Source organism: Marilutibacter chinensis (assembly GCF_021725675.1).
In the GTDB taxonomy this organism is placed as follows: Bacteria; Pseudomonadota; Gammaproteobacteria; order Xanthomonadales; family Xanthomonadaceae; genus Marilutibacter; species Marilutibacter chinensis.
Map to the genome: position 1 here is coordinate 996,178 of NZ_JAKJPO010000001.1, position 26,253 is coordinate 1,022,430.

31 protein-coding genes are annotated in these 26,253 nt (G+C 62.2%); 8 read left to right on the plus strand and 23 right to left on the minus strand.

What is annotated here, in order from left to right; all coding sequences use genetic code 11:
- Nucleotides 1-67: 67 nt before the first annotated feature.
- Genes L3V18_RS04355 through L3V18_RS04370 form a run of 4 tightly spaced genes read right to left on the minus strand, consistent with a single transcriptional unit; the run spans nt 68 to nt 2,622 of the window.
- A complete protein-coding gene (locus L3V18_RS04355; protein WP_237053365.1) occupies nt 68-610 on the minus strand; it encodes a WYL domain-containing transcriptional regulator in 543 nt (180 codons plus the stop codon).
- Nucleotides 610-1,584 carry an SOS response-associated peptidase family protein gene (locus L3V18_RS04360; protein ID WP_237053366.1) on the minus strand — a complete coding sequence of 325 codons (975 nt, stop codon included), beginning with the start codon at nt 1,582-1,584 and terminating at the stop codon, nt 610-612. Before L3V18_RS04360 ends, L3V18_RS04355 begins: the two co-directional genes overlap by 1 nt.
- A gap of 12 nt (nt 1,585-1,596) precedes the next feature.
- Nucleotides 1,597-2,397: a competence protein CoiA gene (locus tag L3V18_RS04365; protein ID WP_237053367.1), complete on the minus strand. Its 801-nt coding sequence runs from the start codon at nt 2,395-2,397 to the stop codon at nt 1,597-1,599.
- On the minus strand, nt 2,398-2,622 hold the full coding sequence (locus L3V18_RS04370) for a hypothetical protein (RefSeq protein ID WP_237053368.1): 225 nt from the start codon (nt 2,620-2,622) through the stop codon (nt 2,398-2,400).
- Nucleotides 2,623-2,784: 162 nt separating this feature from the next.
- Between L3V18_RS04370 and L3V18_RS04375 the strand changes: the two genes are divergently transcribed.
- Nucleotides 2,785-3,159, plus strand: a complete 375-nt coding sequence (locus L3V18_RS04375) for an HNH endonuclease (protein ID WP_237053369.1) — start codon at nt 2,785-2,787, stop codon at nt 3,157-3,159.
- Nucleotides 3,160-3,435: 276 nt separating this feature from the next.
- On the opposite strand, the gene L3V18_RS04380 is transcribed toward L3V18_RS04375, so the two are convergent.
- Nucleotides 3,436-4,038 (minus strand): relaxase domain-containing protein, encoded by a 603-nt coding sequence (locus L3V18_RS04380; protein WP_237053370.1) that lies wholly within the window; start codon nt 4,036-4,038, stop codon nt 3,436-3,438.
- 10 nt (nt 4,039-4,048) lie between these two features.
- Nucleotides 4,049-4,768 (minus strand): ankyrin repeat domain-containing protein, encoded by a 720-nt coding sequence (locus L3V18_RS04385; RefSeq protein WP_237053371.1) that lies wholly within the window; start codon nt 4,766-4,768, stop codon nt 4,049-4,051.
- A 186-nt stretch (nt 4,769-4,954) separates the two neighbouring features.
- Here L3V18_RS04385 and L3V18_RS04390 point away from each other — a divergent pair, with 186 nt between their 5' ends.
- The 7 genes from L3V18_RS04390 to L3V18_RS04420 all read left to right on the plus strand — a co-directional run bounded on the left by L3V18_RS04390 (nt 4,955) and on the right by L3V18_RS04420 (nt 9,130).
- Nucleotides 4,955-5,146 carry a hypothetical protein gene (locus tag L3V18_RS04390; RefSeq protein WP_237053372.1) on the plus strand — a complete coding sequence of 64 codons (192 nt, stop codon included), beginning with the start codon at nt 4,955-4,957 and terminating at the stop codon, nt 5,144-5,146.
- Nucleotides 5,143-5,439 (plus strand): hypothetical protein, encoded by a 297-nt coding sequence (locus L3V18_RS04395; RefSeq protein WP_237053373.1) that lies wholly within the window; start codon nt 5,143-5,145, stop codon nt 5,437-5,439. Before L3V18_RS04390 ends, L3V18_RS04395 begins: the two co-directional genes overlap by 4 nt.
- Nucleotides 5,426-5,929: a hypothetical protein gene (locus L3V18_RS04400; protein WP_237053374.1), complete on the plus strand. Its 504-nt coding sequence runs from the start codon at nt 5,426-5,428 to the stop codon at nt 5,927-5,929. The genes L3V18_RS04395 and L3V18_RS04400 overlap by 14 nt, the downstream gene beginning before the upstream one ends.
- A 183-nt stretch (nt 5,930-6,112) precedes the next feature.
- Complete coding sequence (locus L3V18_RS04405) at nt 6,113-6,574, plus strand: LexA family protein (RefSeq protein ID WP_237053375.1); 462 nt, start codon at nt 6,113-6,115, stop codon at nt 6,572-6,574.
- Nucleotides 6,575-6,577: 3 nt separating this feature from the next.
- Nucleotides 6,578-6,979, plus strand: coding sequence for a hypothetical protein (locus tag L3V18_RS04410; RefSeq protein ID WP_237053376.1), 402 nt, complete (start codon nt 6,578-6,580; stop codon nt 6,977-6,979).
- Nucleotides 6,979-7,866 (plus strand): hypothetical protein, encoded by an 888-nt coding sequence (locus tag L3V18_RS04415; RefSeq protein WP_237053377.1) that lies wholly within the window; start codon nt 6,979-6,981, stop codon nt 7,864-7,866. Before L3V18_RS04410 ends, L3V18_RS04415 begins: the two co-directional genes overlap by 1 nt.
- Before the next feature lies 1 nt (nt 7,867).
- Nucleotides 7,868-9,130: a Y-family DNA polymerase gene (locus L3V18_RS04420; protein ID WP_237053378.1), complete on the plus strand. Its 1,263-nt coding sequence runs from the start codon at nt 7,868-7,870 to the stop codon at nt 9,128-9,130.
- A 15-nt stretch (nt 9,131-9,145) separates the two neighbouring features.
- On the opposite strand, the gene L3V18_RS04425 is transcribed toward L3V18_RS04420, so the two are convergent.
- From L3V18_RS04425 to L3V18_RS04505, 17 genes are all read right to left on the minus strand, one after another.
- On the minus strand, nt 9,146-9,955 hold the full coding sequence (locus tag L3V18_RS04425) for an abortive infection family protein (RefSeq protein ID WP_237053379.1): 810 nt from the start codon (nt 9,953-9,955) through the stop codon (nt 9,146-9,148).
- A gap of 49 nt (nt 9,956-10,004) precedes the next feature.
- A complete protein-coding gene (locus L3V18_RS04430) occupies nt 10,005-11,072 on the minus strand; it encodes a Shedu anti-phage system protein SduA domain-containing protein (protein WP_237053380.1) in 1,068 nt (355 codons plus the stop codon).
- 13 nt (nt 11,073-11,085) lie between these two features.
- Nucleotides 11,086-13,728: a DEAD/DEAH box helicase gene (locus L3V18_RS04435; RefSeq protein ID WP_237053381.1), complete on the minus strand. Its 2,643-nt coding sequence runs from the start codon at nt 13,726-13,728 to the stop codon at nt 11,086-11,088.
- Between the two features lie 2 nt (nt 13,729-13,730).
- Nucleotides 13,731-15,251, minus strand: a complete 1,521-nt coding sequence (locus L3V18_RS04440; protein WP_237053382.1) for a site-specific DNA-methyltransferase — start codon at nt 15,249-15,251, stop codon at nt 13,731-13,733.
- A 108-nt stretch (nt 15,252-15,359) separates the two neighbouring features.
- Nucleotides 15,360-17,474, minus strand: a complete 2,115-nt coding sequence (locus L3V18_RS04445) for a fimbria/pilus outer membrane usher protein (protein WP_237053383.1) — start codon at nt 17,472-17,474, stop codon at nt 15,360-15,362.
- Between the two features lie 91 nt (nt 17,475-17,565).
- The gene (locus L3V18_RS04450) at nt 17,566-18,243 is read right to left on the minus strand and encodes a fimbrial biogenesis chaperone (protein ID WP_237053384.1); all 678 of its coding nucleotides are present in this window, start codon (nt 18,241-18,243) and stop codon (nt 17,566-17,568) included.
- Nucleotides 18,244-18,368: 125 nt separating this feature from the next.
- A complete protein-coding gene (locus L3V18_RS04455) occupies nt 18,369-18,872 on the minus strand; it encodes a Csu type fimbrial protein (protein ID WP_237053385.1) in 504 nt (167 codons plus the stop codon).
- A 120-nt stretch (nt 18,873-18,992) separates the two neighbouring features.
- Nucleotides 18,993-19,289 carry a hypothetical protein gene (locus tag L3V18_RS04460; RefSeq protein ID WP_237053386.1) on the minus strand — a complete coding sequence of 99 codons (297 nt, stop codon included), beginning with the start codon at nt 19,287-19,289 and terminating at the stop codon, nt 18,993-18,995.
- A gap of 257 nt (nt 19,290-19,546) precedes the next feature.
- The gene (locus tag L3V18_RS04465; RefSeq protein ID WP_237053387.1) at nt 19,547-20,026 is read right to left on the minus strand and encodes a JAB domain-containing protein; all 480 of its coding nucleotides are present in this window, start codon (nt 20,024-20,026) and stop codon (nt 19,547-19,549) included.
- A 294-nt stretch (nt 20,027-20,320) separates the two neighbouring features.
- The gene (locus L3V18_RS04470; protein WP_237053388.1) at nt 20,321-20,773 is read right to left on the minus strand and encodes a hypothetical protein; all 453 of its coding nucleotides are present in this window, start codon (nt 20,771-20,773) and stop codon (nt 20,321-20,323) included.
- Between the two features lie 23 nt (nt 20,774-20,796).
- Nucleotides 20,797-21,171 carry a hypothetical protein gene (locus L3V18_RS04475; protein WP_237053389.1) on the minus strand — a complete coding sequence of 125 codons (375 nt, stop codon included), beginning with the start codon at nt 21,169-21,171 and terminating at the stop codon, nt 20,797-20,799.
- Between the two features lie 11 nt (nt 21,172-21,182).
- A complete protein-coding gene (locus L3V18_RS04480) occupies nt 21,183-21,530 on the minus strand; it encodes a hypothetical protein (protein ID WP_237053390.1) in 348 nt (115 codons plus the stop codon).
- Nucleotides 21,527-22,285, minus strand: a complete 759-nt coding sequence (locus L3V18_RS04485) for an outer membrane lipoprotein (protein ID WP_237053391.1) — start codon at nt 22,283-22,285, stop codon at nt 21,527-21,529. Before L3V18_RS04485 ends, L3V18_RS04480 begins: the two co-directional genes overlap by 4 nt.
- Nucleotides 22,286-22,350: 65 nt before the next feature.
- Nucleotides 22,351-22,908, minus strand: a complete 558-nt coding sequence (locus L3V18_RS04490; RefSeq protein WP_237053392.1) for an NYN domain-containing protein — start codon at nt 22,906-22,908, stop codon at nt 22,351-22,353.
- 62 nt (nt 22,909-22,970) lie between these two features.
- Nucleotides 22,971-23,993: an ArdC family protein gene (locus tag L3V18_RS19315; RefSeq protein WP_237053393.1), complete on the minus strand. Its 1,023-nt coding sequence runs from the start codon at nt 23,991-23,993 to the stop codon at nt 22,971-22,973.
- 60 nt (nt 23,994-24,053) lie between these two features.
- The gene (locus L3V18_RS04500) at nt 24,054-24,269 is read right to left on the minus strand and encodes a hypothetical protein (RefSeq protein ID WP_237053394.1); all 216 of its coding nucleotides are present in this window, start codon (nt 24,267-24,269) and stop codon (nt 24,054-24,056) included.
- 156 nt (nt 24,270-24,425) lie between these two features.
- Complete coding sequence (locus tag L3V18_RS04505; protein WP_237053395.1) at nt 24,426-26,117, minus strand: SEC-C domain-containing protein; 1,692 nt, start codon at nt 26,115-26,117, stop codon at nt 24,426-24,428.
- Nucleotides 26,118-26,253: the final 136 nt, after the last annotated feature.

Below are 26,253 nucleotides of genomic sequence, written 5' to 3' on the forward strand. Positions count from 1 at the left end.
CGTTCAAGGGAACCATGGGTTATAGCCCATAGGTTGGATAACGGCCAAATAGTGGCCGAAAGTTAGATTACGAGCGCATAGCCGCCACGCGGCTTATCTGCTCTATGCGGGACAGAACGAAGTGGCGCTTGGCTTGCCTCAGATGGCAGTAGGCCAATACGCACCTCGAGGCATGGCTGGCCCGATGGAGGTGGGTCAACTCCAGGGGTGTGACGGTGCGCCATTCCGGCGTCTGATCTTCTTTCGTGTAGAGGAAGCGAACATCGCTGCCCTCCTCCATTGCCTGGCGAATCACCATCGACACCGGATCGGTGAACGCGGCCATGGGGTCATGCGCTTGGCGTCGAAACGCCCCGTTGCGCCAAGCCGGCACCAGGAAAATCACCAAGCCAGCTCCGATGGGGAGCGCGCGTTTCCACCAGGGGGTGGGATCGCGTCCGGGCACCACGCCTCCGTGATGGGAACACGCGCCGGTTTCCCCGATCGAGGGCGAGTGCCAACCGTCAGCGCACCGAGATGGAAGATTGGGCTCATCGAGCAACGCGAACAGCAGACCACCCACGGCAAGTGCCAGCACCAGCGCGCCGATTTCGCGCTCGCCGAATCGCATCAAGCTGCGGCCTTGACCAGCTCGTAATACGGGTGGCGCTTGTCGTCGAAAATCGCGAACAACGCGTCCAGGTTGTTGGGATCCGGGTTCAACCAGGCATCCAAGTGTTCGGGCTTGATGTTGATGATCGTGCGGTCGTGACCGGCCGCGGCCACTTCGGGCTCGGGCTCGTCGGTGATCGCAGCGAATGACCACAAGTCGGGCTCTTCGCCCTTCGGGTCCACCCAATGGGAATAAAGGCAGGCGATATACATGGTCTCCCCGGTGCGGGGGCGGAACTGGATTTCTTTCGATCCACCCTTCCCGTCGTCCACGTTCTCGTAGAACGTTTCAGCCAGCATCAGGCCGTGGGTGTATCCGAACTGGTTCCGCCAGAAACGCTGGAGGTTGTCGCGCCTGGCGTTGTAGGTGCCCGACACGCGCCCGTCCTTGGTCCAGTCGATCGAGGGATCCATGCCGGCGGGGCGGCAGTGGTAGCGCATGGGCCGGACGACCTTGCGCCCGTTCTCCGAGATCAGGACAGGGACATACCAGTCGGGGAAGATCCGGTTGTCCTTGGCTGGCTCCAACTTGGTGCGCTTCGCGTCAGCGATCCAGCGCTCCATCTGTTTGATCTTGTTCCCGGCGATGCGCTGATCGTTGAGCGCAGCCTTGGTCTCCTTCTTCGCCAGCTTCGCCTCAGCAGCAGCCAGGCGCGCCTTCTGCGTATCCAGCTCGGCCTCGCTTTCAGCGAGCTTGCGCCCGTTCCACTCGGAAATGAGCTCCTGGATCTGCCGCTCCAGGTCGGACTTCGGGGGCAGGAAATTCAGGTCCATCCCCTTGGGAATCTTGGGGGTGAACTTCGCCGGTTTGCGAATGCGGTAGGCCTCGTCCCGCTTGAGGTAGACCTCCCAGAATTCGCGGATGTCGATGTCGGCTCCGAACTCCTTCACGTAATTATCGTAGAGGGTCCAGGCTTCAGCGGAATAACACATGGGAAACCCTCCTCAATCGGGAAACAGATCGACCGCTCGGGAGGCGGTCATCGTGGCTTGAATGAACGCGTCCCGGCGGACCATGCGCACGCAACGCAGACCCGTTTCATCGTAAGACTGCAGGCGAGCCATGAAGGGCTCGCCGAAGTCGATGTAAACCGGGCACCCGGCTTCCAGCCACGCTTCATGCGGGCGTGTCCATGCAAACTGGTGGTGGCCGGAATAGTTGGCTTGCACCTCCGCTGCGATGCTTCGCAACGAATGGATCTCACCGCCCCGCAGTGTCGTCTTTGTGTGCGGTGGATTTTCTGACAGGCGAAGGAACATGCCGTTGTTTGCCCCGTGATATCCGCGTTTGGCCTGAAACCACACCAGGTCCGCGGCCATGGGCGAGCGCGGATTTGGCAGCGCATGGCAAACGTCGAAGTTCTTCCGCCAGCTGCGGCCGTCCAGGATCCAGATCAAGTTGCCGTAGAAGGTTTCCCTGGAGCGCAGCTCGGGCTCCGGCATATGTGAATGCTGGACTTCAATGTAGATCCCGCCCGGCGCCCTGATGTCTGAACGGTGCACCTCGCCATCCGGCGCGACGTGAACCACCTCCCGACATTCCTCGGGATAGTGGGCTTTCCAGGCCCGGTGCCAGTCGGTTTCGTTCTCCCACCACGGGTCGCAGTCTTTCAGCGAACGATGGGCCCAGTGGTGAAGTTTTCGCTCACCACACTTGGCCAGCGTGGCGTTGCCGCAGGTCGCACAGGTGCCCTTGCCCTTCGGGAACGCCTCACTGCGCGCACCATCAACCAGGGCATATTGCATTCAATCCACCTCGATCCCGGCGATGTAACGCCCGTGCTGAGCAAGCATCGCGTTGATCCGCTGGTTCACAACGCCAACGTGCTCTCCGGCCTGGTCTTCGATCGCGTCGGCCTCGCCGGCAAACGCCATCCAGAAGTCGCCATCGGCGGGGTAGGCCGCGAGCAGGTCCGGAAGCTTGGCTTCCAGGGCGTCGAGCAAGGTCGTGAGCTGGTCGAGGGAGGTCATGGCGCTATCTTGACACCGGCCACCCTACGGCGCGATAAATCCCCTGCCGCGTGGGAACTTACCCCCGGTGTATTGCCTGCTTAGCTCAAGGCAACAGGTGCCCGAAGCGTTCTCGCCTAGAGACGTCGGGAGAGTTTTTCCTGTCATTTCCTGAGATTAAGCATGCCCAAACTCCAACGCCTAAGAACCGATGCATTCCACGCCCAGAAGGGCCGCTGCTGCTACTGCAGCTTGCCGATGTGGAACGCCTCACCCGATGAACTGAAACCCTTCGGCCTGCCTTCCCGCACGGCCAATCCGTTGCGCTGCACCGCCGAACACCTGGTGGCCCAACAGGACGGCGGCAAGGACGTGGCCGGCAACATCGCCGCGGCCTGCTGGCTCTGCAACTCACGCCGGCACAAACGGAAGTCCCCGCCCTCACCCGAGGCCTACCGCGCCTTCGTGCAGAAGCGCCTGGCGAAGGGGAAATGGCACCTACCGGGGGTGGCCAAGCTGCGCGTCAAACCGCGTGCATCGCCACGACCCGCCGGATGAGCTCCGCGACGCTCACGTGCTGCCTTTGTGCTTCCTGGCGGACGCGGTCGACGAGGTCTTGGGAAGCCCGGATGGGCGGCAAGCGGTCTTCTCTGGGGCCGGCGACGGGAGAGCGCAGCAGTTGGGGGCGCGCCAGGTGGGCGGTGAGCCATTGGCGCACGGCTTCGCTCTCACCCACCCCAGCGGCCCTGGCATGTGCGATCAGCGAGGCACGCAGCGTTGCTGGGAGTGGCACCTTCGGAAGGACCGCCGAGAGGGGTGGCTTTGCGGCCAGGGTCATAGCCGCAGCCTGGGTTGACCGAAGGGCACTCGGCGGAAGAAGCGCTCCAGCCTTTCGCTTTCCACCACGGCGTCCATGGCTTCGGCGTAGGCCTCTTCGCTCACCGGCTGCCGCAAGCTCTGCGTCAACCGCTCCCACGTTCCGTCTGGTGCGCAAGCCATCGCGAACAACCAGTGGTGCGTCCAGTCGTCCTCCAACCGATCGGATGCAACGAAGAGCACCCGGTGATCACGCTGGAACGGCAGGGATGACAGCGCATGGTCAACGGCGTGACGGTGGGCAGCCTGTAGCCGTGCCCTCTCCTCGCCATCGGTATCCAGCAGCGCTGCAAACCCTTCGGGCAGGCGCAGCGAGACGCGGTAGCCCGCCGCACAGGTGTGGTGGCCCTCGCCTTCCCACAACCGCTGCTGCCCATCGAAATCCTGGCCCATAGCGAGGCGCCGCATGGCCTCCTCGGTCACTGGCCCATCGGGCTTCAACTGGGTCAGCCACGCACCACCCCAGCGCAGCGCGGCCAAGGGCGAGCCCAGCAGTTCTGCGAAGGAAAACCCATCGGCGAACATGTCCTCCCGGCAGATGCAGGTGAGTTGCAGGTTCATGGGGTCCTCCTCAGAGCCGTGCCCTGCTATTCGGAACGGCTCCCGTTGCTTCCGTTGCACCATCGAGCGTTGCATCCAAACGCTTGGCCTCTTGTTCCGCTTTCCACTTGCGCAAACGATCTTGTATTTCCGGACGCTGGTATTCAATCCACGCATCGGGATGCGGCTTCGCATTGACTAAACGCAACCACGCCTCGGAACGAGGATTTGCACCAGCCTTTAGCAAAAGGTCAAGCAGATCCACGTTGCCACTCATATAGGCAAAATAGATGGGTGACGGCCTTATCGCACGATCATCGTAACAACCTCCACAGTCTGCGTTCGGATCTGCGCCAGCCTCGAGGAGCACACGACAGACGTCGAGCGCCCCCCTGCAGTTTGGATCCCATGGACGGTCCACGCGCGCCGCATAAATAAGTGGCGTCTCACCGCTGCCCTCCTGCCGAGCGTTAACATCGACACCACTCGCAATCAACTTCTCAAGCTCGCTTAGTTGAAAGCCACCTTCACACTCAAAAAGCCGAAAGATGGGTGGCTGCCTGCGATTTCGCCGCCATTCTCGAACGCGCTCACTGAGGGCAAGGCATGGGATCAATATCGGAGACAGGAGCGTGAAGACAAGGAACTCCACTCGAAGCTTCCAGATCGGCTCTTGAAATAGATTTAGTGGGTCACGCAAATCCTTTAACCATCCCTGCACACCTTTCTTGATACTTGCAACGAAATTCATGCCAGCCCCCACGGAATACGTTTGTATTCCTTCACCCCCATGCAAGCAGAGGTCAGCGACTTGTCCAGAGGGCTTTACTGACTAAAGCGAAAAACTGCTGGGGTGGGCCGACAGTTTTTCAACGTGCCTCTCGCTGTCCCTTGCGCATTTCCGCTGCCGCGGTAAATCAGTGGGAAAGGAGGACACATGACCAACACCGACTTGCTCGCTGCAATCCAGCAGTGCAACCCCGCCCTGGTGGCCGCGGCGATCGGACGCGGGGCCCAACCCAACGCGCACGACGCGCCCGTGGCTACTCGCCGTTCCACGTCGCCCTGCTCACCGCTGACGCACCGACCGTTCGGGCGTTGCTGGACAACGGAGCTGATCCGTTGGTGAGCACGAACCTGGCCCAAAGCCGGAACATGGGCGCCAAGACCCTGGTCGCATATCGCCACGGTCGGGCGCACGCGCACCCACCGGGCAGCCGAGAGCGGGACGCGGAGTTCGCCGTGTGCGAAGCACTGGACCGCCTGCTGGATGAGCGCGGCGCGCTGCCACACCTGGACGACACCCACTGGTGGATGAAAGGGGTCGAGGACGCGGCGGATATAGCTGCCCGCCAGGGGCGTCCGTGGAAGGCTGCGGGGTTGCAGGAGGCTGGGCTACGATGTGGTCATGCCCGTCTCTGACAACCTCGCCATCCCATTGTTTCGCGCATTCGCCTTGCTCGAATACCAGCTCAAGCGCCGTCATGCGTTTCTGAAAGCGGATCGGTTCGGCAATGCGATGGTGGACTGGTCCGAAGTGAAGGCGCAGGTGGACAGGTTTCCACCTGCCGACTTCGTCCTTCGGGTGGGGCCAGTTACTCGTCAGAAGATGCTTGGGGGAGCCCGTGATCGACCGAAAGTTCAGGTGGTCGTCAATGCGGGTGGCCGGCGCGAGGCAACCTTCGAGCCTCGCCCTCTTCAGCCACCCAACGAAGTTCAATCCGACGCCCGCGCCTTAGTGGAAGCGACCAAGCGCGTGCGCAACAACCTCTTCCATGGCGGCAAAGAAGATCCGGGCGAGCAACCTTTCGATGGCGACGACGACGAATGGGGTCGTGCCGCCCTCGACGTGGCGCAGACATTGCTCGACCTCCTGGACCAAAGAGCATTCGGACCACCCGATCGTCCCTGAGCGTTTGCGCGTGGAACCGACGCTGCGCACCGCACCCTCGGTTTCACGGCCTCGCCCACCCTCGCAGTGACAAGGGCTTGCGCCCGTTCAGCGAAATACTAATTGGCGGCTCCTTTGGGGCCGGTCTAGCCTGTCTCCCCGGTGCGTCTCACCGGGTGATTCTGACTTGTAGAGACTTCCGCCATGCTCGACACCACGCTCCCGCCCGGTTACCTGGGCGCCGCCCATCTCCATCCCCTGCCGCTGCACCTGCCGTTGCTGCCGGTGCGGGCCACGTGCGGCTTCCCCTCGCCTGCTGAAGACTTCTATGGCTCGCAGGACGTGCTGGACATCAACCAGCGGGTCGTTCGAAACCCGGTGGCCACGTTCTACGTCGAAGCGGACACGGGCACCTCGATGGTCGAGTTCGGCATCTTCCCGGGCGACACCCTGGTGGTCGACCGCTCCCTCACCGCCCGCCACGGGGACATCGTCATGGTGTGCTGGGAAGGCGGCTTCACGATCAAGCAATTGCGGCTGCGCGCGGGCCGCTACGAGCTCCATTCGGGCAATCCTGCCAACGCCCCCATCGTCGTGCCGGAGGACGTGGAGCTCGACGTGTGGGGCGTGGTGACTTGGTCCTTCCGAAAGCAACTGAGGCGCTGACACATGGACGACGCAAGCCGCTGGAGCAAGCTCAAACCGCTGGAAGGTCCCCGCTGGCCCATCCGGTGTGGCCATGTCTTCTCCGCCGAGGATCTGGTGCGCCTGCGCGAGGGCCTCTGGCCGCGCGACATGGACGACCGGTGGGCGGTGCATCTGGACGGGGATACGTTGCGCTGCTGGCGTTCGTGGACCGGCACGTGCATCTATGAAAGCCAGGTGACCCTGGCCGAGGACGGCACGGGCGTGGCCGTGGTGGTGGACGTGCTCGACGACGGGGACACCTACCGGCGGGCCGCCACCGACGAAGGCGAGCTGGAACGGTTCGAGGGCGTGCTGTCCCAGGTGCGGCGCCGCGACAGCGAGGGCGATGCACTGGCTGGGGTGTCGATCGTCCAGGAGGCGTAATGCGTCAGCGCATCGAGCTCTGGAAACGCGTCTTCGACACCGACGACAACGCCATTTCCAAGGCGTTGTCCAAGCTGACGTGGGATCTGGCCGCGTTCTCCTGCGTCGTGGAAATGGTCCGCCAGGCGCCCGATGCCGATGGAGGCAAGCGGCTCAATGGCATGGTGCTGGAAATGCTCGTATCGGGCTTCTGGAGCACCACCATGCAAGGCGTTCGGCGACTGGCCGAGCGAGAAACCATCCACGGCCGATATGGGGTGTGCTCCATTGGTGGCCTGCTCAAGGATGCGAGGGAGGTTCGGCACCGAATCACCCGTCAGGTGTTTGTGGAAGACATTGCGGGTCTGGAATACAACCACGCGGCCATCGAAGCACGGTATGGGCGGTTCCTGCGCGCCCAAGCGCCTGGGCAAACCCACTGGGTGCCTCGCGAGTATCCCTTCGAACCGTCCGTCCAACGGCATGCCGTGTTCGACTGGCTGAGCGGAACCACTCCCGCAACGTCAACCCCAGACGATCTGATTCGGGAAGAGGTGTTCGATACGTTGGATCGCCGTCTGGCACGCCTGGACGGTGTGGTGGAACACGTCAACGTCGAGATCGCACATGCGGCCACAGAGTTCAGCCGCACCGGCCGCGTGCTCCAGCAATGGAACCTGGACGATGCCAAGGGCGCCATCAAGGAACTCGCTCAGATTGCCCAGTTGGTGGGCGAGTGGTTCTGCTTCAGCGGCATCGGCACCGTTCTGCCCCACCCGCAGTTCGACCAGTTCGCGCACTTGGACCAGCCACTCTTCACTGGTGACAGGCGGCAACTCCAGGCGACATGGGATGGCCTGGAACGAGAAATCAGTCAGTGGCACAACGTGGATCCGAGGACCCTTTGACATGTTCGGCTTGGTGGATGGGAACAACTTCTACGCAAGTTGCGAGCGGGTTTTCAATCCCTCCCTGCGCGGCCAGCCGGTGTGCATCTTGTCCTCCAATGACGGCTGCGCGATCGCGAGGTCCGACGAGTGCAAGCGGCTGGGCGTGAAGATGGGCCAGCCCATCCACGAGGTGCCGCCCCACATCCGCCGCCAGCTGCGAATCTTCTCGGCGAACTTCGGCCTCTACGGGGACCTGTCAGGCCGCGTAGTGTCTGTGCTGCGGGAATGGTTTCCGCGCGTGGAGGTCTATTCAATCGATGAGTCGTTCGTGACGTTCGACGGGGTGCCGGCGGAGCAACGCGAGGCGATGGCCCGCCAGGCGCGTTCCCAGATCCTCCAGTGGGTGGGCATCCCGTGTTGCGTGGGCATCGGTCCCACGAAGACCTTGGCCAAGCTCGCGAACAAGCTGGCCAAGAAGACGCCGCACGGGGTGGTCACCGCCCTGCCCGGCTCGCCCGAGCTGGAAACCTATCCGGTGGAAGACGTGTGGGGCGTGGGGCGCAAGCTCACCGCCAAGCTGGGCGCCGAAGGCATCCTCACCGCGGCGGACCTGGCCAGAGCCGATCCCGACACCCTGCGCGCTCGCTACGGGGTGACCTTGGCGCGCACCCAACGGGAACTCCAGGGCGTGGTGTGCAACGACCTGGAGGAAGTGGAACCGGAGCGGCAGCAGATCGTCGTGTCGCGCTCTTTCGGCCAAGAAGTAACGTCGCTGGAGGACCTCCAGCAAGCCGTCTCCACGTTCGCCCAGCGGGCGTGCGAAAAGCTACGGTCGCGCTCGCTGCAGGCCAGTGGGGTGTGGGTGTGGCTCAACACCAACCCCTTCAAGCCCGGTGCGGCGCAGTATCACCCCAGCAAGGCGTTCAACTTCATCGGCCCCACGAGTGACACGCGCGAAGTGCTGCTGGTCGCCCAAGGGTTGGCCAAGGCCATGTGGAAGACCGGCTACCGCTACAAGAAAGCCGGCGTGGGCCTGCTGGATCTGACGCACGGCGATGTCCACCAGGGCGACCTCTTCGCGGGCATCGACCCCCGCTCGCAAGCGCTCATGAAGGTCATGGACCAGGCGAATGCGAAGTTCGGCCGGGGCACCATGGGCATGGCGTCGTCGGCTTGGCGGTCGAAGGGGCCGGCGTTGGCCAAGCCCGTGTGGGCGATGAACCAGAAGAACTTGTCGCCGGCTTACACCACCCGGTGGGATCAGCTTGTTCGGGTGCGATAGCAACCTACCAGGCGACTAAAACGGAATGTCCATGCCCTCGGCAGAAGCCTCTTCTTGCTGCCGTGCGAGCTTCCATCGCTCCTCACAGGCCTTGATGAAGCGCACCGTGCTGGCAACGTTGCTGGCGATCAGAAGTGCCTCGTCGTATGCCAGCACCGGATTGTCATGGGCCATCGTGTGGTTGTTCCGGACGTAATCGTATTGACCGAAGATCGTGGTCGCGCCTTTCAAGATGTGCTCTGCCATCTGGGAAGTCAGAAGACCTTCTTCCTTGACGCGCTTCACATAGGCGCCCATAAGGCCACCCAACGGCACCGAACGGTCTCTGGGTATGCCGTGCTCCTCGCAAAGCTTGCGAAGGAACTTGACGAGGAACGTATGTAGCCGATCCAAGCCTTGCTCTGGCTCGTTACGCTCGAAGCACTCCCGGGCGGCTTTAGCCACTTTCTGGAAGTCTTCAGTGTCGCCGTCGATGGCCTCAATGTCCTCCACAGGCTTGGCTTGCGCCAGTCGCGCTGCAATGGCTTCGCAATCCCTGAAGAGTGCCTGCCGCTCCAATGCCGAATGCCCGGTGTCCCGGCAGTGCTCTAGCAGTCCGTGGATGACCCGCCCCACCAACGAGTCATCTTCTTTGGTCCAGAAGCTGCGTAGGTGGTTGGCTTTGGACGAGCCATTGCCACTGTATGCCCCGCCATAGATGTCTCGATTGACCTCCTCTTCGAAGAACCGAGCAAACGAATTGTTCGAAAAATCGAGGACGTAACCACTGCTCATGCCGAACAGATCTTCAAGTTTCCGTTTCTCGCGAGGACTCAAGCTGGACATGGGTGGCTTCGCGAGGCTCTAGGACAGGTCCCGACGATTCGGCGAATGATCACCATGGGATATCGTCCTCCTCAACCGCCGACTCCGCATCAGCACCCGCTGCGGGGCTCATCATTTCGACAAGGCGTTCGCCTTGAGCAAGCAGATGGTCGTAGGTCATTACGGAGATCCCGTGGAGACGGCGATTGAGCCCATGAAGTGCACGCTGCTGCTCGTCGGTCCAGTCGTGGGATCGGCCGATGACAATGCTAGCCCGTGGATGGTAGGCCACCACTTCTTTATGGTCCTGAAGGCCTTCCTTCGCAGCCTGGTGGAGGATGTCCAGATACCGGTGGCATTGGCCGATGGCCCGCGAAACGTCTGCCGAAAAGTAGTAGTTCTTGTGGGCAGCGTCGTAGAGCAGCACCTCTTTGTCGGGCCGCTTCAACTCAACGATGTCCCGATAGCCCGCAATAACATTTGGCAACAACAGATCGAGGTTGTCGCCCGTGGAAATGGCCCTGACTTCGTCACGGACAACATAAGCGTTTCCGAACGCCCAACAGTGCTTCTCACACCAGGCCTGATACGTTTGTTCCCCCGCCTCACCGCTACTCAGATTCGAGTGCAATTCGGCTACTGCTGATCTCATCTCGCTTAAACGAATAGAGCCGCGCAAAGCCACACTCAATTCGTGGGTAAGTTCCGTGCTTGAAAGATGGTCCAGCAACTCCGCTTGTGAAAGCACGTTGGTCAGTGCGCCAACCAACGCTTGCGGATCGTGGCCACTCAACACGGCCTCGCCGTTGGACACTCGAATGAGGATGAACTCACCTGCCTCAGATTGCTCAGCAACAGGAAAATGACTTTGGAGATACTTAAGCAATTGAAGCGAAGAAGCGTGAGTGAGAGTGAGGGTCTTCGTCCTATCTTCGATCCAAGGCTGGTTCTTGTCCTTCTTGAATCCCTCAAGCTTGAGCGAGAGATCGGTGCTGCCGTCGTTGTGCGTGATGAACCATGCTGTCGCTTTTAGCCGACTCTTGCTTGTCTCGTTCAGCACGACCGGCGGTGCGTAGTCCAGCTTGCCACTGCTGGCTGTCTTCCTGACAACTTTCTGCACTTCCCCTGGCTTTTCCATGTCGCCTCCGCGCTTATGCTCCGATCGCTGCCTTCAACTGCTCAGTGACGCTGTTGCCCTTCTCGTCCTTCAGCTGGGCCATGAGGTAGATCCCCTTGCCCTTGCTCTTGGTCGCCCAGAGCTCGCCCACCATCCGCTTTTCCTTCTCGGTGTCGGATGAGTAACGGTCCCCGCCCTTGTATTCCACGACCAGCAAGCGCCCGTCCTTGAGACGAGCGACGAAATCCGGATAGGTGCGCTGCTTGGCCGTGGGCATCCAGAACTGGCTGCGATCCACCAGGTTGCGCACCCAGAACTCGACCTCGTCCAGCTGGTCGATGGCTTGGGCGCAGAGGAACTCCTCGCCCACCTTGCCGCCGGCGGTCTTCCACTGAAGGTCGCCCACGAAGGGGTAGTAGTGCTTGCGGAACCGGTAGGTGCCACCCTGATAGTAGGAGTGGGCCGGATACAACGTCATGTCCGCCGGGTAGGTGAACATCGCGTCGGGCTCGTCGCTGACCACGACCTCGGCGGCATCGCCGAACAGGGCCTGCTGGAAGCCGTCCTTCAGTGCCTCGACCTTGGCGAGCTGGAGCTGCTCACTCAGCTTGCGCCGGAGGACGAACTGGCCGTTGAGCAGCTGGGACAGGGAGAAGCCCCGATCCTGGGACAGACCGCTGATGGCCCGGCGCACCCACTCCCGCAATACGGGTTGCTTCACGGCCGGGTCGCGGATCTTCTGGTCCAGCCACCCCACCAGGTCTGCCTCGGTCCGGTCCTTGGCAAAGCCCGGAAGGTAGGTGTTCACGTCGTCGTCGATCTTGGTGTAGGTGACCTTTTCATCCACCAGATCGACTTCGAAGGTCTGGCTGTCGGCGTTGAACTTGAGGCTGGACAGATCCGGTGGATACGCCAGCAGATCCCACGTGAACCCGGGGGGCACCGCGCCGCTTTCGATGAACTCCAGCTCGCCCTGCTCCATGACGCAGAGCCGGGGCACACTGAAAACGGCCCCGTTTTGGCTGGGAGCCTTGACGGCCTTGGAAGCGATCTGGTGACGCTCAATGGTGGCGGCAACGTCCTCGCGTTCCTTTGCGGGTGCGGCAAGGGTGATCGCCTCCACCGTGGAATCGTCCACCTCCCCCGTGATCTCGACCGTGCCGCCCTTGCCTTCCTCGTTGGGCACGAACACCACGTTGCCCTGGTCGCGCTCGGGGACGTTGGTCAGGTCCGGTGGCTTGCTGACCGCCACGGTGGTCTTGGGCGGTGCGGGGACAGGATTCGATCCGCCTTGCAGGCCCAGGCCAGGCCCGGGCGTCGGTTCACGCTGGACGGCGCCCACGGCTTCCAACGGATTGAATCCAATGTCGATGAGCGACTTGGTGAGCTCCGCCGCCGCCAGGTTGAAGTGGGTTGTGGTGACGTGGGCATAGGCCTTGTTCATGGCCTCTTGCTTGCGGCGCGTGGCATACGGCATCCGCAGCACACGGCCCAGCAACTGCTGGATGTCCTTGTCGCTTTTGACCTGGGCCACAGAGCAGAAGACGTAGGCGAACGAACAGTCCCAGCCCTCCTTGAGGGCCTGCTTGGTGATGATGACCTCGATCGGGCAATCCTTGGCAAACAGATCGACGCCGTCGATTTCCCGTTGGTCACCGGTGGCAATGGCGATGGCCCTCTCTGGGACCTTCTCGTTGTCGATGAGGTGGCGTTTGACCTCCTCCACCGTGGCCGTGCCCTTGGCGTTCTCCGCCTGGATCAGCAGGATGGGACGGATGTAGTCCGGTTCGCCCAGCGCGGTTTTGCCCAGCTCGTTGCGACGGGCCACAGCGCTGCCCACCGCCGCCTCCCATTGCCCCACGTGCTCCTTGAGCACGACGGGGAACTTGATCATGTTTGCCACCTTTAGCTCGAAGGCGCTGACGCTGACCAGCACGTTGCTCTTGCTGGCTTCCGGCGTGGCGGTCAATTCCACCACCACCTTTGCACCTAAGCGTTGGTAGACCTCGTATGACAGCGGCGTGTTGGCGTTGTGCGCCTCGTCGGTGATGACCAGCGGCCCGTGGAGTTTGAGAAGGTTGGCGAACGAGGCGATGGCCTTGCCCGCTGCGTTCTGCTCCAGATAAGGCAGATCGGACACGCTTCCGGCGAAGTGTGCCTCCAAGTCCTCGTGGTGCTCGTAGACTTTGCGGCCGTCCTGGTTCTCCACGCGAAGCGCTGCCATCGTGGAAATCACCACGCACACCTTCGTGCCCAGATCGGCGGGGCGAATGTGAGTGAAGTCTTCGACGTCGAACACCGCCACCTTGCCACCGAAGGCCTCATCCAACTCCTGACGGTAGGGGTGGCGAGGATCCTTGAACGCTTCCAGAGTCTGGGTCTTGATCTGGGTGGTGGGCACCATCCACATGACCAGCGGATATGTGCGCTCCAGATAAGCATCGCCGGCAGCCTGGATGATGTGCGCGCCCATGACGGTCTTGCCGCCGCCCGTGGGGATGCGCAGGCACACGTAAGGAGTGGCCCCCATGCCCGGCATGGGCTTGTAGTTCGTGACCAGGCCCGGATCCACGTTCTTCTCAAATGCAGATACGGGACCTGTCAGCCGCGCGTCTTCGAGGAACTGGGCCAAGCTGGACAGGGCCCGTTGCTGATACACCTTCAAGGAGAGAGCCATGATCAACGCGCCTTGATGTCGTAGGGGGTCTGCTTGAACGTGATCTGGAGCTCTTCCAGCCGCTCCTTCGGCAAGTCGCAGGACTCACCGTAAATCACCTTGGGTCCGTCGAACGGCTCCAGTCCTCGCAACACCCTTTTGGTCAGCACGTTGCCGCCGGTCTTACTCTCGTCGCCAAGGATCCCGTTGAACAGCAAGTAGTAGCCCACACCGTGATGCTCACCCAGAAAGGGTTTCTTTGGTGCCCGTGTAGATCGCGCGGTGCCGGTCTCGGCGAACCACACGTGCGCGGCCAGGTGCTCGAAGCGAATGCCTTCCCGAATGTGACCGTCCTCGTCGAAGACGGGCACTCCCAGCTTGTAGAAGCGGAAGCCGCCGCCCCCTTTCCAGTTGAGATCCTTCGACACTCCGCCTTGTTCGCCGTCCACTACCTTCACAAGCCTCGGCTGGCAGTGAGTGCGTGCATGCTCACCCATCTCAATGCCGATCCACTGCCGGCCCATTTTGTGGGCCACCGCGGCCGTGGTGCCCGATCCCAAGAAGCTATCTAGCACCAGTTCTCCCGGTGCAGAACCAATCTCCAGGACCCGCTGCATCAGCTTCTCTGGTTTGGGGGTGCCGAAAACATCACCGCCGAACAGACTCACGATTTCCTTCTTCGCGTCCTGCGTGTGTCCCGCTTCGTCGTAGTGCCAGTAGGTCTGCGGCACCCTGCCCTGCTTCACGTCGGTGAGGAACCGCTTCAAAGAAGGGGCGCTGTTCCCGTCCTTGCCCCACCAAATGCGATTGTCGGCATCGAGCTCTTCCAGCTTGGCCTTGGAGATGGACCAGTAACGACCCGGAGGGGGGCCGGGGATCTCCCGGCCGCTAGGAGTGGTGACCGGGTAGATGCCCAAGCTGTAGGAATTGCGCGCTGAAAGATCGCTGGCCTTCCAAGGTCCACGGGGATCGCTGTCCTGGTTCTTGTAGGCCTTGTCCTGAGCCGCTGTTCGCGGCACCAGATTGGGGACCCACTTTTCAGCGTTCTTGGCGTAGACAAACAGGTGATCGTGGTCTACGGAAAAGTGGCGAGCGGAAGACTTGGGCGAGTAGTTCTTTCGCCAGATGACATTTGCAATGAAGTTCTTTCGCTGAAAAATCTCGTCGGCGATAACCTTGAAGTAATGGGCTTCGTTGTCGTCCAGCGTGATCCAAATGGAGCCATCATCGGCCAAGAGTTCCTTCAATAGCTCAAGGCGGGGATACATCATCGACAACCATTGAGAGTGTTCAATGTTGTCGTCGTAGTGCTCACTGACCGCCGACTGGGTGTTGTAGGGCGGATCGATGAAAATGCATTTGACCTGCCCACCGTAATACGGGAGCAAGGCCTTGAGCGCCTCCAGGTTGTCCCCCTCGATGAGCATGTTCGGGGAGTCCTCCTCCCCATGGGACAGCTTGGCGACTGGCTCCAACAATCGGTAAGGAGCCAGGGCGGCGCGCGTGAGATCCGCGTCGCGGTTGAACCAAGAAAGCAGTGGCATCCAGTGATCCCCTAAGACAGGCCCCCAGTATCGTTCAGCCAAAGGATGCAGGGCCAGTTTCGCAAGGCCTGAGACGGTTCAACCCTTTGTTTTCCAAGGATTGGCGGATCACTGGCAGGCCAGCGACACCACCGTTTGCGCAGAGCCAAGGTCTTTCGGCAGCTGGGCCCTGCAGACCCCCGTCACCTCGACCACCTGCCCCGGCTCCGGGTGCTGCAGGTAGAGCGCCCCATCGAAGCCCACCTGGGTGGTCTCCCGCGGGGTGGTGGCGACCGTGCCGGGCGGGATGTTGGAACCGGTCAGGGTGTAGGAGCGCGCGGTTTCGGTGAGCACCGGAAACGCCACGTGCATCCCGGCTTGGCGTCCCGCCATGGCGTTCTTCTCGGTCTCTCCCACCTGGGTGCCCAGGGGCAGTGCCTTGTCGTCGATGCGCACGGTGGTGGGAACCAGGGCGGCCACGTCGCCGGTCACCAGGCGGCCCTTGGCATCGGTCTGGCCCACCACCCGGCCGCCCACGCGCACGGGCACGTTGGGCTGGCCAGGCACGTCCACCACCGCGAAGCCTTGGGGCGCCGGGCGCAGGAACGTCACGCCCTTCCCGTCGATGTGGACCGCTCCGCTGTAGCCCCCGCTGACGTAAGGCATGCCGTGCCCGGTGCCGGCGTCGAGGCGGGCCATGCCGGTGTCGGTGTTCCAGGAGGCGGCGGCCCTCACCTGATTGCCGCGCTCGCCCCGCTCCACTTCCGCCGCCACGCTGACCGGGGTGTCGCCGAGGGTGGGCCGGCCGGAGTAGCGAAGCGCCCAGGCGTCAGCGTTGGGGGCCGCGCGTGCCCTGACGCCCATACGGTTGGCCCCGAAGGCGTAGGTATAGCCGGCTTCCACGCGGGTGTCGCCGCGCCCGATGTCGCGCAGCACGCTGGCGCCGACCTGGTGAGGCCCCTTGCGCCAGTTCACGCCCACGTCGGCAAAGGTTACGCGGGCCCGGTCGGTCGTCAGGTCGGTGTAGCCGGCGCGCAGGGACAGGTCGCGGCTGGGTCGCCAGAACAAGGACGCGCGGGTGCGCTCCAGCACGTCGGCGGCCCGTTCCGGTCGCAGGCGCCAGTAGTCCTCGTTGCGCTCGTGCTCGAGGCGCGCACCGAAGGTCGGGCCACGGTAATCGTAGGCGGCGGCCACGCGCCGGCCGCCCCCACTGGAGCGCCCGACTTCCAGATCGAGCGTGCCCAGGGTGCCCAACGTGGTGGTGGCGCCCAGGGCCAAGTTTGACTTCCCTTCCCCATCGGCTTGCGCGTTCGTGCGCAGGGTCCAGCGATCGGAGGCGCCCCAAGCCAGTGAGGCGCTGGCACCGGTCTTCTCATAGCGGTTCTCGTCCTCGCGCACTTGGCCCACGGCCACGTCCCAGGTGGTGAGGCCTGGGCGAAGCAAAGTGGGCGCGATGTAGTAGCGCTGATCGCTCACCACCGCCTCGCGGCCGAATCGGTCGCGCACCACCACTTGGGCCTGGTTTGCACCGGCCGACAGCGGACTGCCTTCGACGATGAAGGGGCCGCGCTCCACGTCCCGCTGGAGCACGCGGGCCTGGTTGGCCATGACCTCCACGGTGCCCGGATCCAACGCCAAGCCACCCAATGTGGGGATGGGATAGGTGGGCGTCATCGGGTCGAGGGCCTTGGGGTCCTTGGCGATGCGCACGCCGCCCAGGTTCACGACCGCCGACGGTGGCCCGGTGAACACGTCACCGGCTTCGTAAGTCACCAGCCGTGGCAGATCGTCCTTCTGCCACCGCGTGATGCCGCGGCGATACTCCCCGCCCCGCGTTGAATCCACGTTGAGCTGCCCGGTGGTGGAGAGCACGCCCCACCGTCCGGCGGTGCGCACCTCGTGGGACAGGGACGCGCCCTGGGCTTCCTGCGTCGCGCGCCCTGAAAGCGAATAATTGATCAGCACGCCGGGCGCCGCGGGCGAGAGTGAACCGGTGGTTTCGTGGCGCTTGACCGATTGAACCGGTGCGCGATCGGGGGGAATGGTGATGGCCACGGTGGCGTCCTCTTCCTTCACCGCCAGGACCACGCCCAACGCTTGAGCAGACAGCGGACCGCTCTCGCCTTCCATCAACACCACGCCCAAGGCAGACCAGGTGGTGGCATCGGCGAACCACTGGCCCTGCTGCTCCCAGAAGATGGTCGGTTCCTTCGCAGGTTTGCCGCCAACGGTGGGGAGCAGCACGCTGGGCTCCACGCCCTGGGGAACAGCAGCGCCGGCCGCGTGCGCAGCCAGGCAAAGCGCGAGCAGAACTCCCCAACGGCGCATGGATGGCTCAAGGGGCGACGGCGAGCGAGACCGTCTGACCGTTGACGGTCAGGGTCAACGCCGAGGCGCGGTGCTCCGGCTTGAGCGGGATGTCCTTGCTCAGCCCGGGCAGCACCCACCCCAGCGCGCCTTCGCGCCACGACTGGCCGGAGGAAGGCCCAATGGTGGTCACGCGCGCGGCGGTGGTGCCGGTGTTGGTCAGGCGGTAGCCCGAACCGTCCGGCGACAGCGCCGCGGTCAAGCGAACGTCAGGCGTCGAATCTTCAAACGCCAGCGGCAGGGAATGATTCACGAGCAGCGAGACGTTCGACCGCCCACCATTCTCGACGGGAGGGGACGGCAGCTGCTTGAAGATGACGCGGTAGTAGCCCACCGCCCCACTTCCACTGATCCTCACCACCCGAACCACCCGCCGCCCTTTCGGAGGAATGGAGATGATCGATGGCGAAGCCAGCACATCACCGGTATTCACCAGCTGGTCGACTCCATCCTTCTGCAGCCACTGGTAGGCAGTGACCTGAAAGCTCACCGGCATGTCGTCTGAATTGATCAGCGTGACCGCGTGCGCTTTCGTGGAGGGTTCGCCCAGAAGCGCCGTCGGGGTCAAGGACACTTGGGAAGCGCCTGCGGAGAACGGGAGCAAACTGAAAACCAAAAGAGTGAAGAAAAACACTAGCGATCGCATGGAGGCATCTCCTGTCGGGGGATACCTTTCAAGCTAGAGACGATCCACGTTTCGTCAACCCATACCCACTCACAATGAAAAGCCCCGCAGGTGCGGGGCTTCTCGTCGTGCAGATCGAGTGTCGATCAGTTGTAGGTCAGGGTGACCTGGACGGTGTCGCTGTAAAACCCGTTGGGCGCCTTGTTCGCTCCCAGAAAGGCGATGGAGTAAGGCATGAACTGCCACTCGCCATTGCCGACCCCGGAAATCTGATCTGCGCCCGTGCCCCACGTTTCACCACCCACCATATCCCGGTGGAGAGAGTAAGCCAGGAAAAAACCAGGGCCCGACAGACTGCGGTGATTCGGGAAATCGGCGTTCAAACCGTAGTTCAGGCCATCACCGGGGGCAATCTCGTAAGCGGTGCCGGTATTGCAGCGAGCGCCGATGCCCGTCGGCGACGAAGCCACCTGCGAGAGCGATAGCGAGTTGATGTCCAGGTTGTCCAGCGGAGAGATCTGCAACTGACACCCTGGAAGAACTTGGCCGTTGATGATCAGGTTTTCCGACACCTCGTCGGCGAACACGGGCGCAGCCATTGCGACCAGGGCGATGGGAAGGATGGAACGGAGGATGGACTTGCGATTCATGGGTATCGGCTCCTTGTTAGGAATGTGAGTAGGGGTGAGTGGCCCGACGTGGACCATCCCTCTACCGATACCTGGAATCGGCGAGTTGGCAAGGGGTGCCGAAAGAACGGCGAGAGAACCTCATAGCCGGGGGCGAGGTTTCGCGGGCGCTTCGATCATCGGCGTGGCATTGAGTGTATTTGCCAGGCTGCGCGCACGCTTGCGGGCGTCCCACTTGGCTTGAACATAGGGGCGAGAGGATCGACCACGTATCGATCTTAGAATTCTTCGATGCTCGTCCAGTATCTGACGGCTCCGTTTCTCATCCGACCAATCAATGGTTGGACAACCTTGGCTCAGGCTAACGTCGAGCAAGCCGCGTTGAATGGCTTCCTTGATGGTGATGGTGCCGTTGGTGATGAGCTTCGTGTTGTTCATGGCGAGGTCCTTGGTTGTCGGCTGGCTGTATTGCCTTCCATACATCCAAAGTAGATCGCCACTGGAATATGTCCATGGCTGCAATGGATCTTTTCAAGACTAAAATCAAAATCTGCTGAATTTCACGCAAATATTCCTAGCATCGAATCCGCGCCGAAGGCGTCGCTGCCTTTTCTTCCATCGAGGGCTTTTCAGATCGCCGGTCGCGCAGCGGCCGGTGGCGGCGAAAGGCCTTTCCTGAGTGATAAAGGGGGTGGTCACACCCACCCCCGTGCAGCCATCGACACGTGCGAGGTTCCCGCGACCACCAGGTGGTCCAGCACTCGAACGTCCAGCAGTGCCAGCGACTGCTTCAGACGGGCCGTCAGGGCACGGTCGGCCGCCGACGGTTCGGGCTCCCCGGAGGGATGGTTGTGAAAGAAGATGACCGCCGCGGCGTTGTGGTCCAAGGCCTGCTTGGCCACGATGCGGGGGTGAACTTCGCAGCCGTCGATGGTGCCCTGGAAGAGGTGCTCGGTGGCGATGATGCGGTGGCGGGTATCGAGGAAGACCACGCCGAACACCTCGTGCGGCAGGCCAGCGCAGCGGGCCTTGAGGAAGTCGGCGGCGCCGCTGGGGTCGGTGATGGCGCCTTGGCGCTGCAGGCGGCGCTCCAGGATTTGCGAGGCGGCCAGGAGGATGCCCTCCTCGTCCATCGTCAGTTGGTATTGGGCCCGGATGTCGTTCGCTCGCTTCATCTGCTTTCTCCACCGGCGCGGGATGCGCCTCTGGGAACCGATGGGCGACGCGATCAGCCCTTCCCGCACCCGGGAGCGAGCACCGCCAGGCGCGCAGCGTAGGGCCAGAACACCGTGGAGGAGGCCCGCCCTTGCGGGAGGGGCAAGCGGAGCCAGGATTCCCAATGAAGAGGCCACTGCCCGGTGGATGCCGAAGCGACCCGTCGGCTTGAGGGCCTGGCTTGAGAGGAGTGGGTAGCGAAAGCAGCTTGTGAGAGGACGCCCTGAAGATGGCGGCTGTTCGAGCATCGCGGCTCAGTGAGAGAAGACGGCCCGACGTAGCTTTTCGTAGGCCGCCTGAGCATCGGGACCGAGAGCCGGTATGTAGCGGGCCAACGCATCGATCTGACGCATCGCAAATGCTCGGGCGATCATCTCCTCGGGGAGTTCACCTTCGGCGACGAGAGCTTGAATGTCGGCTTTGACCCTGTCCACGGCCGCGTGAAGTTGCTGGGCAATGGCCCGGGGAGATTCACCTGCAAGCACACGCGCCCTGACCTCCTCGCGCCTGGACTTGGTGGCCACCCGTCGCCGCTCCGTTCCGTTGGCGGGTGTGAGTCCCAGCTCCAGCAGATCATTTCGAACGGTGGCGATGGAGAAGGATGTCCCGAGTGCCATGGCCAGCGCATCGGCCGCCTCACTCACCGTCATGCCGGGCATGAATACTTCCGCCAAGACGGCCCGACGATTGGCCTGCCAGTGCTTCACCGCAGCAGCGTATTCCGCTGACCTCATGCGCTGGTCAACTTGAGCTGGCCACGAAGCTCGCGCTCCCGCTGAGCGACCGGATTCCAGGCGCGGTGTTCCTCCAAGTAGCGCTGGAGGTCAGCATCCTCAGCGCACCAATCGCTGCTCACCAAGGGCAATGGCCGGTCATGTAGGACATCCCGCTGCTGAGCGTAGGCCACCTGCTCGGGCTCGCCGTAGGCCAGTCGGTGGGCGTCCAGCAGACGGTCGATGGCGTCCACGTCCCGGCGGTTGACCAGCGATTCCGTGTAGAGGGCCTGGAGCAGTGGGTCGCGCTGCCCGTTGGCTTCGAACAGGAGATCGGATGGGTCACGCAGGTCGACCGGGTCGGGGCTGGGGAGGCCGTGTGAGATCAGCATGGACCCACCTTTCATGGAACAACCGTATCAGCAGCCTTCTTGGTCTTGTCCATGTGGGTCATAACCATCAACGTGATTTGAACCAGAACAAGCACCGCTGCATAAAACAGGTAGAGAGAAGATTGGTTCTCAAGCGCGATGTGAATAGCCTTCGACCAGATCCCCACCATCAGCATCAGACCTGCCATCAGAGAGACCGTGCTGAGTGAAAGGGAGACATGATGTCGCCAGTTATCACTCTCGCGACTTGCGAACCCACGCAAGCAAAGAATGATCTTCGCCAAGTCGCCACCAACCCAGAAAGGGAGCCACAGGTAGAGAACGATAAGAAGGCCATCAAAAATTGAAATACCCATCATTGCTGCCCCCTGGTCAGCGGCGAAATGCGGGTGCAGAGGCAGCCAGGCGCTACCTCATAGCCATCTGGGCACATGAGGCCGCAGGAGTCTTGACCGAGGCTGCTTCGCGTCGTTCCGTTCCACGGACCATCCTCTGCATTGCTGTTCGAGCACCCACCCCACCCACAAGCCACCTTAGGTAGTCCTTCCCCACCAGAAACCGAAGTCATGGTTGACCGCGGGATCGGCACCACCCGGGTCTTGCTGCCCTTCCCCACCAGGAACACCTGATCCCCCTGGCGCACGTCCGAGTCGGCGTCTTGGACGATCGCGATGACACGTTGGCGGTTGTCGTTCAGGTCGCGCACGTAGATCTCGATGGCGCGGCGTCCGGAGAAGCCGTTCTGGATGGCCGTGCCGGCCAACCCACCGATGACCCCACCGGCCACACGGGCGGCATTGCGGTAGTCCCCGTCCACCTTGCGGGCCGCGCCGTAGCCCACGGCGGCTCCGATGGCCGAACCGGCGTTGACCTTCTTGTCGCTCTTGATCTGGATTGCGCGAACCATCAGGACTTCGCCCAATCGCACCTCGCCCAATCGCACTTCGCCCAACCAAGTGTATGGATCGCTGTTCAAGCACGCTCCGTTACCGCAAGCCACCTGCGGGACGGATGGGGCTTTGGAGGTGCTGTAGCGGCGCGAGGAGGTGTTGTCGGCGGCGAAGGCCGAGGGAACGAGTGAGGCCAGTGCGACGGCGAGAACGATGGGTTTCAAGGGACAGCTCCAATTCGTGAGTAGGTATCCCTATGCATAACTCGAATTGGCGGATGCGCAAGGGGTCAGGCGATTGGAAATTCCTGACGATGCTCGGCAGCTGCAGCCGGTGCCACCCTGCGTCGCGCAGGCCGCATCAGTGTCCTGAGATGGCCGTCCAAGCACACCACTTTGGTTGCCACCTTTGCGAGCTTTATGGCCAAGCCGCTGGACCAGAACGCCACATAGACTTCGATGCCTCGCTTACGCAGGTTCTGAACAGCGGGGACGTAGTCCAGGTCGCCGGCCACCAGAATGACCAGATCACCTGGCTGGTGAAGTTCGTAGCTGTCGCTCAACAAGGCGATGGCCAGTGAAGCATCCACACCTTTCTCCCGACCCATGACTCGTTCGGCCAAGACAACTTCAAACCCCGCTTGGCGCGCTCGCTCGTGATCGAATTCGTTTCCACCTGGGCGGCGGGCCGAGTAGATGCGGGCACACCGGGGCGCTTCACCGAACGTCAGCATGTCGTAGAGCGCCTTGTAGTCGGAGCCGACAAGATGGGGGTTACCGCTCTCCTTGGCTTGGTCTAGGCCACACAGGTAGTAGTTGCTGTTATCCACATAAATCTTGCTTGGCATTGGTCCTCCTTCATGAGTGGGATACTCCACTCCTAACAAAGAACCGACAGCTGGCAAGGGGATCAGGCCACCATCGTGTGCTCTCGCAGCTTCACACGACTGTTCGCATTGGTGCGACTCTTGGTGTTAGCTTTTTCAAGCTCCTGCTGGTTGGCCGCCACCTGCTGCCGTTCCTTCTCCACCTTCGGCAGCGGTTCGTGGACGAGCTCGGGGACTTTCAGGAACTCCACCACCCGTTCGGCCGCAGCGGCTGCTCGGAAGAGCTCACGGGGGTCGTTCCGGAGGATCTGGATCCAGTGTTGAATGTAGGCTGCGTGCTGGGTGGGGTCATGGCCGATGCCCAGGCGCTCGCCCATCAGCATGGATGACACTTCGGCCACCAACTCCTCCTTGGCGTAGTCCGCGGAGCCGAAGCCGCCCTTCATCGGGCGATTCAAGCGGGTGGGGAACCCACTCCAATGTGCCAATTCGTGCAATACCGTGCAGTAGTAACCCGCTGAATGGATAAAGGTGTTGCGCTCGGGCAAGTGGATGCTGTCGGTCATCGGGCGGTAGAACGCCTGGTTGCCCCCGTCGTGGTGGATCTTGGCCCCACTGTCCTGGATGACCTTCTCGCACGCCTGGTGAATCTCTAGTTCCGGCCGCGGCGCCGCCAGCACCAGTTCCGGCAAGCCATCGATCTGCGTGGCGTTGAATACGCGGGGGAAGAACACCTTGGGGTGCGCTTTGGCGATGAGCTCGGGGTCGCCGCTCTTCTTCGCCTCTTCGACCGGTGACCAATCCCAGAATTCGATGACGCTGGCCTTCTCGCCCTTGCGGACCTGCGCACCGACGGCCGCGGCCTGCTTGTAGGTCATCCACCGGTTGTCCTTCACGTCCCAGGCGTTCTGAAGGGCCCAGAGGTGGAGCAGGTTGCCGCCCTTGTAGGTCTTGCCGGTCGTGGGGTTCATGGGTAGCCCCAAATCCATGCGGGCGTCCCAGGGCTGGACGAAGGGGCCGGTGCCCTCCTCCATTTGCCGGATCAGGCGTTCGACGACGTCGCGCGAGTGGCGCTGAAGGAAGCTCTCGTTGGTTGAATCGGACACGACAGGGATCTCCGGGGAGGAAGAGGCACCCTGTCGGCGGTGCGGATATTGGTGGATGGGTTAATCGTGGAGGGTGACGGCGCGGCCTTGCTCTAACGCGGTCTCCAGCAGTGCCATTACTCGGTCGATGGTCAGCCGGGTGTCGGGGTCCCCGTCGTCGTCCTGAAGCTGGAGGCGGATGCCGCCGGGGGTCTTCAGGACCACGAAACGGGGAGACGCTGCCAAGGCATCCTGGCGATCGAGGGCGGCTTCGTGGAGGGTGTCGGAATGGTCCATGGCTTCAGCATGCGACGGCGTCGGGATTTGGCAAGCCCCGGTGAATGCTAAGCGCCAATCGGTTGGCCGCAGAAACCCAGACAACCTAGACGCTCTCGCCAGCCCAGACGCATCGGATCAACATACACGTTGACTCTGCGCCCCGGACTACCTGCGCTACTTCTTTACAGGAGGTCTCCGCAGCCGCTTTTGCCAAGTGGGCTTAGTTGGTTCCGGGCCGCGCTCGGCGACGGTAGCAGCCAACATGTAGGCGTAGCGCTTGGCGAGTTCCGGCTGGGTAAGCTTGCGCAGCTCTGCGATGCTTTGATTATGCGCCATGAACTCAAGCAGTTTTTCCTTCGGAGTATTTGAATAGCTGGAGTGGAAGAACTCGTAGAGATCCATCGCGTTCTTTGCCGGCGGGTGGTGGGGCCGAAGCTCGCCAAAGAACGTGTCGGGGTGGCGTTTCCAGGCGTCCAGTTCATCCTCACTCAAGTCGATGTTGATCATGACGCGCGTTCCGTCGGCACGGCGCATGAAACACGCAGCCTGTTTCCACTCTTCTACAACCGTGGCTTCCTCCAGCACGCCGACTTGGCCGTCGGGCAGGTGGTAAGAACCACCCACAACCAGCTGCTTGTCGGGATCAATGCCCGGTAACGAGCCATCGAATGTGATTGGAGCGCGCGAGTGCTTTTGAAGCGAGGACCACAAGAACTCTATCTCGCGGTTACGCTCCTTAGCTTCGATCGCGGCCAACAGTTCCTCTTCCTGGCCCATTCGATATCGCTCCGTTCGAAACCCTTCCATAACTACGCCCGTGCCTTCCATGGGTTGATCCAGCTGCCAATGCTCCGGAAAGTTAGTCAACACGATCAGGGCCGGGGGAAGAGTCGCAGACGTAGGCTGCTGCTCGAGCGTCCGCAACTGGTTTACGGCGATGCCTGCCCACCCGCCCGTTTCCTCATTCAAGGGTGCGCCGGTGTAGGCCAGCTCCACAAAGACCAACCTTTCCAGCCCAGTGGCTTTCTGGAGGGCGTCGCTTACCAGGTGCGTGTAGTGAAAGCGGGCATCTTCACGCTCGGGCTGGCGCATCTTGCACTCGACCCAGAACGATCGGCCCGTCTCGGGGAACGTGGCCACGAATTCGCCGTGTCCGCCGCTCTGGCGCACCTGCTCATCTTCCCAGGCCAACTTGAACCCGGCGCGCAGCAACATACCGGCCGCCCGGGCTTCGTGCCTGGCGCCCATAAACTGATCGGCGATGCGCAGCCGGGCCAGCATTCGCTGAAATGAGAGGGCGTCTTGCTCGCTTTCGACATTGTGTTCGACGGTGTAGAGATCGTAAGCGAGACCGAGCACGGCGCTAGCCGCGCCATACATGGGCATGCTGTTGATGCCTTCGGCCGACGTAGTGTGACGCACTCGCTGGGCACCGAAAACTTCCCACCAACGGACGAACGGGTGGCGCTCCAGTTCGGGCTTGGATTTCTCGGCTTCGCCCCAAGCGAAACCGAGTCGTGCTCGCACGTAATGAAGCAGGAATTCAGGGAAGATTTTCCAAGGACCGTAGGCAACCTCCTTACCGACGGCAACAAACCGTGTCCCGTCGATCACGTTGGAGATAATGGGTCGGCCATGACCCTGTTGACGAACAGTCTGCACCTGCTTTGCCTTGGTGCGACGCATCAACGCTTCAAACACAGCCTGAGATGGACCAGGCGGAAGCTTCGTCGCAGGCACGTTGTGCGCGCCGTGGCACTTCTTGAACTTTGTCCCGCTGCCGCACGGGCAGGGGTCATTCCGTCCGACATTGGCCATCCGCTGCTCCAGCATCCCCTGCTCACCACGGTCGATTCGATTAAACATGGAGACTTTCCAGCTGAACCCAAGCCCGCTCGGAGAGGGGGGTGCTAGCCGCCCATCTGTCTGGCGCTTCCATCCAATTCTTCCCGCACCGCGGTCCAAATCATTAACGGCAAATCCCGAATTCTCTGGCCGTTCG

Excerpts from the sequence above, each read along its gene's own strand:
- L3V18_RS04355 (WP_237053365.1), bottom strand. The coding sequence starts at position 610 with ATGCGATTCGGCGAGCGCGAAATCGGCGCGCTGGTGCTGGCACTTGCC.
- L3V18_RS04360 (WP_237053366.1), bottom strand. The coding sequence starts at position 1,584 with ATGTGTTATTCCGCTGAAGCCTGGACCCTCTACGATAATTACGTGAAG.
- L3V18_RS04365 (WP_237053367.1), bottom strand. The coding sequence starts at position 2,397 with ATGCAATATGCCCTGGTTGATGGTGCGCGCAGTGAGGCGTTCCCGAAG.
- L3V18_RS04370 (WP_237053368.1), bottom strand. The coding sequence starts at position 2,622 with ATGACCTCCCTCGACCAGCTCACGACCTTGCTCGACGCCCTGGAAGCC.
- L3V18_RS04375 (WP_237053369.1), top strand. The coding sequence starts at position 2,785 with ATGCCCAAACTCCAACGCCTAAGAACCGATGCATTCCACGCCCAGAAG.
- L3V18_RS04380 (WP_237053370.1), bottom strand. The coding sequence starts at position 4,038 with ATGAACCTGCAACTCACCTGCATCTGCCGGGAGGACATGTTCGCCGAT.
- L3V18_RS04385 (WP_237053371.1), bottom strand. The coding sequence starts at position 4,768 with ATGAATTTCGTTGCAAGTATCAAGAAAGGTGTGCAGGGATGGTTAAAG.
- L3V18_RS04390 (WP_237053372.1), top strand. The coding sequence starts at position 4,955 with ATGACCAACACCGACTTGCTCGCTGCAATCCAGCAGTGCAACCCCGCC.
- L3V18_RS04400 (WP_237053374.1), top strand. The coding sequence starts at position 5,426 with ATGCCCGTCTCTGACAACCTCGCCATCCCATTGTTTCGCGCATTCGCC.
- L3V18_RS04405 (WP_237053375.1), top strand. The coding sequence starts at position 6,113 with ATGCTCGACACCACGCTCCCGCCCGGTTACCTGGGCGCCGCCCATCTC.
- L3V18_RS04410 (WP_237053376.1), top strand. The coding sequence starts at position 6,578 with ATGGACGACGCAAGCCGCTGGAGCAAGCTCAAACCGCTGGAAGGTCCC.
- L3V18_RS04415 (WP_237053377.1), top strand. The coding sequence starts at position 6,979 with ATGCGTCAGCGCATCGAGCTCTGGAAACGCGTCTTCGACACCGACGAC.
- L3V18_RS04420 (WP_237053378.1), top strand. The coding sequence starts at position 7,868 with ATGTTCGGCTTGGTGGATGGGAACAACTTCTACGCAAGTTGCGAGCGG.
- L3V18_RS04425 (WP_237053379.1), bottom strand. The coding sequence starts at position 9,955 with ATGTCCAGCTTGAGTCCTCGCGAGAAACGGAAACTTGAAGATCTGTTC.
- L3V18_RS04430 (WP_237053380.1), bottom strand. The coding sequence starts at position 11,072 with ATGGAAAAGCCAGGGGAAGTGCAGAAAGTTGTCAGGAAGACAGCCAGC.
- L3V18_RS04435 (WP_237053381.1), bottom strand. The coding sequence starts at position 13,728 with ATGGCTCTCTCCTTGAAGGTGTATCAGCAACGGGCCCTGTCCAGCTTG.
- L3V18_RS04440 (WP_237053382.1), bottom strand. The coding sequence starts at position 15,251 with ATGCCACTGCTTTCTTGGTTCAACCGCGACGCGGATCTCACGCGCGCC.
- L3V18_RS04450 (WP_237053384.1), bottom strand. The coding sequence starts at position 18,243 with ATGCGATCGCTAGTGTTTTTCTTCACTCTTTTGGTTTTCAGTTTGCTC.
- L3V18_RS04455 (WP_237053385.1), bottom strand. The coding sequence starts at position 18,872 with ATGAATCGCAAGTCCATCCTCCGTTCCATCCTTCCCATCGCCCTGGTC.
- L3V18_RS04460 (WP_237053386.1), bottom strand. The coding sequence starts at position 19,289 with ATGAACAACACGAAGCTCATCACCAACGGCACCATCACCATCAAGGAA.
- L3V18_RS04465 (WP_237053387.1), bottom strand. The coding sequence starts at position 20,026 with ATGAAGCGAGCGAACGACATCCGGGCCCAATACCAACTGACGATGGAC.
- L3V18_RS04475 (WP_237053389.1), bottom strand. The coding sequence starts at position 21,171 with ATGCTGATCTCACACGGCCTCCCCAGCCCCGACCCGGTCGACCTGCGT.
- L3V18_RS04480 (WP_237053390.1), bottom strand. The coding sequence starts at position 21,530 with ATGATGGGTATTTCAATTTTTGATGGCCTTCTTATCGTTCTCTACCTG.
- L3V18_RS04490 (WP_237053392.1), bottom strand. The coding sequence starts at position 22,908 with ATGCCAAGCAAGATTTATGTGGATAACAGCAACTACTACCTGTGTGGC.
- L3V18_RS04500 (WP_237053394.1), bottom strand. The coding sequence starts at position 24,269 with ATGGACCATTCCGACACCCTCCACGAAGCCGCCCTCGATCGCCAGGAT.
- L3V18_RS04505 (WP_237053395.1), bottom strand. The coding sequence starts at position 26,117 with ATGTTTAATCGAATCGACCGTGGTGAGCAGGGGATGCTGGAGCAGCGG.